Source organism: Amycolatopsis kentuckyensis (assembly GCF_002155975.1).
Lineage (GTDB): Bacteria > Actinomycetota > Actinomycetes > Mycobacteriales > Pseudonocardiaceae > Amycolatopsis > Amycolatopsis kentuckyensis.
Window position 1 is genome coordinate 1 of the sequence record NZ_MUMI01000783.1, and the last position, 3,502, is coordinate 3,502.

General features: G+C 72.5%; 3 protein-coding genes. 1 reads left to right on the top strand and 2 read right to left on the bottom strand.

Going from position 1 to position 3,502, the window contains the following annotated elements; all coding sequences use genetic code 11:
* Positions 1–556, bottom strand: a 556-nt coding sequence (locus CCN39_RS47810; RefSeq protein WP_279629631.1) for an AfsR/SARP family transcriptional regulator, incomplete at its 3' end; no start/stop codon positions are given.
* Positions 557–997: 441 nt separating this feature from the next.
* Here CCN39_RS47810 and CCN39_RS47815 point away from each other — a divergent pair.
* Positions 998–2,089, top strand: coding sequence for a HesA/MoeB/ThiF family protein (locus CCN39_RS47815; RefSeq protein WP_086853816.1), 1,092 nt, complete (start codon positions 998–1,000; stop codon positions 2,087–2,089).
* A 2-nt stretch (positions 2,090–2,091) separates the two neighbouring features.
* Here CCN39_RS47815 and CCN39_RS47820 read toward each other — a convergent pair.
* Positions 2,092–3,502, bottom strand: a 1,411-nt coding sequence (locus CCN39_RS47820; protein ID WP_143264475.1) for a tetratricopeptide repeat protein, incomplete at its 5' end; no start/stop codon positions are given.

Sequence of the window (3,502 nt, forward strand, 5' to 3'; positions counted from 1 at the left end):
GCGCGAACACCGGACCGACCTCGCGCTGGAGCTCGTCGAGTTTCCGCAGCGCGGCGTCGAACCGCCCGAGCGCGATCAGCTCGCCCAGCAGCAGCTGGTTCGCCGGCAGCCAGGCGTTGTGCACCGCCGAATACCGCCACGTCCGCGCGGGCTGGGACGTCAGGTCGGCGAGCGGCTGCCCCCGCCAAAGAGCGAGCGCGCGCGTGGCCACTTCGCAGGCCGTCTCGTGATTTCCTTCGCTGCTGTGCCGCCGGGCCGTTTCGATGAGCTTTCCGAAGGCGAAATAGTCGATGGCGGACCGTTCCACGTCGAGGTGCAGTGCGCCGTCGATCGTGCGGAGCGCCGCGGGCACACCGGCTTCGCGCATGGCCTTGCCGATGCGCGCGGAGTACGTGCGGAACGTGGAAACCGGATCGTTCGGTTCCGGCTCTTCGAGCGACCAGACCCACTCCGCCAGAGTGGCCATTCCCATGCGCGCCCGTGGATCGGTGAGCAGCGCGGCCAGCACCCTGCGGAGCTTGAGCGAACCCCACTCGGTGGTCAAACGCCCGTGCATGCGCAAGGTAGTCTGCCCGAGAATTCCGAATGCGATCTCCATCCCGCCAGCTTTCCCCCCTCCGGGATCGCTGATCCTCCTCGCCGATTCCGAGTCTGGCATTCGCCCGCGTGCCCGCGCCACCGCTCTGACCTGTGCTGACATTGATTTGTCACGTTCGACACGGCCGTGTTGCGGGTCCGGCCGCACCGCCGACATGTCGTTGACAGCAGCGGGTTCCATGCTTGCGGTGTCCCGTCGAGCACCGACCGAGCGGAGCGCACATGTCACCCTCCTCCGGCCAGCCGGAACCGTTGCGCTGCTGTATTCCGGCGAAGCTCGCGGTTCTCCGTGCGCAGATCGGAAAGGAGGTGCGACGCCGTGATCGAATTCATTGAAGCGGACCGTGAAGCGACTTTCAGCAACCCCGACCAGCAGAGCTAGTGACGAGGAGGAGTGGCCATGCGGCGACCCAGGATCAAACCCGAACACCTCCCGGTCCGCCACGGCGGCGACCGGGTCCGGATCGGGGGTGTCGTGCGCGGGATCGCCGCCGACGTCAGCGATCCCGACGGATGGGTGTGGGCGCTGCTGGGACTGCTCGACGGTTCGAGGACCACGGACCAGGTCGTCGCCGACCTGGTCCGCCTCCACCCGCGGCGGACCGGCGCCGACGTCCGGGCGGCGATCGACGACCTGGTGCGGGCCGGGTACGCCGACGACGCCGGCGAGCCGGATCCCGGCGGGCTCAGCGCTGCCGAACGGGAACGCTACTGCCGGAGCCGGGCGCTCTTCCGCTGGATGGACCGCACGCCGCGCCGCACGAGCTGGGACACCCAGCTGCTGCTGCGCGGGGCGCGGGTCGTCGTGATCGGGATCGGCGGCGTCGGGTGCACCGCCGCGCAGACCCTGGTCGTGTCCGGAGTCGGGCACGTCCACTGCGTCGAACCCGACGTGGTCGAGCTGTCCAACCTCAACCGGCAGATCCTGTACACCGAACGCGATCTCGGGCGGCCCAAGGCGGTGGCCGCGGTCGAGCGGCTGCGCGCGCAGAACTCCGGGGTCCGGGTCACCGGCGCGCGGCTGCGCGTCGACGGCCCGGCGGTGCTGCGGACGCTGGCGATCGGCTACGACGTGGTGCTGCTGGCCGCGGACGAGCCGCGGGAGATCCGCGCCTGGACCAACCAGGCGTGTCAGGAGACCGGGACGGCGTGGGTGCACGGCGGCTACCACGGACCCCAGGTCAGCTGTGGGCTGTACGCGCCGGGCGCGGGTCCGTGTTACGACTGCGCCCGCGTCGCCGAGCGGGAACGTCGTGCGGGGCTGCCCCCGCGAACGTTCCCCGCCGCGGCGGGGCAGCCCCGGCCCCAAGCGGCCAACGCCGTGTCGGCCGGCGTCGCCGGGCAGCTGGCCGCGCACGCCACGCTGAGCCTCATCACCGGTGCGCCCCGCTTGCGGACCAACTGCGAGTTCGGGTTCAACCTCGTCACGCTGCAGGACAGCTTCGCGCTCGGCCCCGAAGCACCCAGGCCCGACTGCCCGACCTGCGGGTGACGTCACTCCCGGGACGTCAGGTCCCGCGCCCGGGTGCGCAGGGTTTCGGCGCGTTCCGCGTCGAGGGCGTCGAGGTGCGCGGCGGCCTCCGTGAGGCAGTCCGCCGCGCGCAGGAGTTCTCCGGTGTGTTCGAGTGAGGTCGCCGCCGTTTCGAGTGCGTCGGCGAGCAGCGCGTCGGTGCCGGCGAGGGTCCGGTACTGCGCGATGGCTTGCCAGGCGTGCTCGAGCGCCGTGTCGTGGGCCTGGAGGCCTTGCAGCGCAACGGCCACATCGCGCAGGGCGTAGGCCTCGCCGACCCGGTCGGCGGTCTCGCGGCGCAACACGAGCTCGCGTTCGGCGTGCGCGCGGGCCTGGTCGAACTCGCCCAGCCGGACGCTGATCCGGCTGAGGTTGCATTCCACGACGGCCTCCGGCCGGGAGCCCGCCTGCCGGGCCAGCGGCAAGGCCTGGAGGTAGTAGTCCCGCGCCTCGGCATAGCGTTGTTGCAGGAGGCGGATCTGCCCCAGGCCGGTCAGGGCCACCTGGTGCCGGACGGCGTCATCGAGGTCCCGGGCCAGGACGAGCTGGCGGCGGAAGTCGGCTTCCGCGTCGTCCCAGCGCCCCAAGGTCGCGAGCGTGTCGCCCCGGAAACCGAGCAGGAATGCCTCGGAGCCGCGGTCTCCGGCCGCTTGCGCGGCACCGATGCCGAGGGTTTCGGCCTCGAGGCACACCGGCCACAGGGCGCGTTCCCGGAGGCTCAGGAACCGCGTGGCCGCCGCCAGGACCACCACGGTGTGGTGCGCGCCGGCCGAACGCAGGACCGCCAGCAGGTTCGCCTGCTCGGTGTTCAGCCACGCGACGGCCTCGGCCCGGCCGGCCAGCGGCAGGTCGGGGCCCACCGGGGGCAGCTCGACGGCCGGGGATTCGAGGCCGGGGAAGACGAGGCGGTCGGCGGCCTGGGCGGTGCGCGCGTACCACGTGAAAAGCCGGGACACGGCCTCGCGCCGGCTGCCGGGGGTGTCGTCCAGTTCGGCGCGGTGCGCCGCGTAGGCGTGGAGCAGGTCGTGGAACCGGTAGCGCCGGCCCCCGACGGACTCGACCAGGTGCGCGTCGGCCAAGGCCTCGAGCACCCGGTACGCCGTGGCGGAATCGACTCCGGCCACCGCGGCGGCGGCGGGCACGCCGAACTCGGCGCCGGGATGCAGGCCCAGCCGGCGGAACACCTCGGCGTGGTCGGCCGGGAGCCGCGTGTACGACCAGTCGAACACGCTCCGCACGGCACTGCGCTCGTCTCCGCTGCTGCTCAACACGGCCAACCTGTCCTCGCCGCCGGCGATGTCCGCCACCACCTCGGCGACGCTGGTGTGGCGGCGGGTGGCGATGCGGGTGGCGGCGATCCGCAACGCCAGGGGCAGCCGCGCGCACACCTCGACG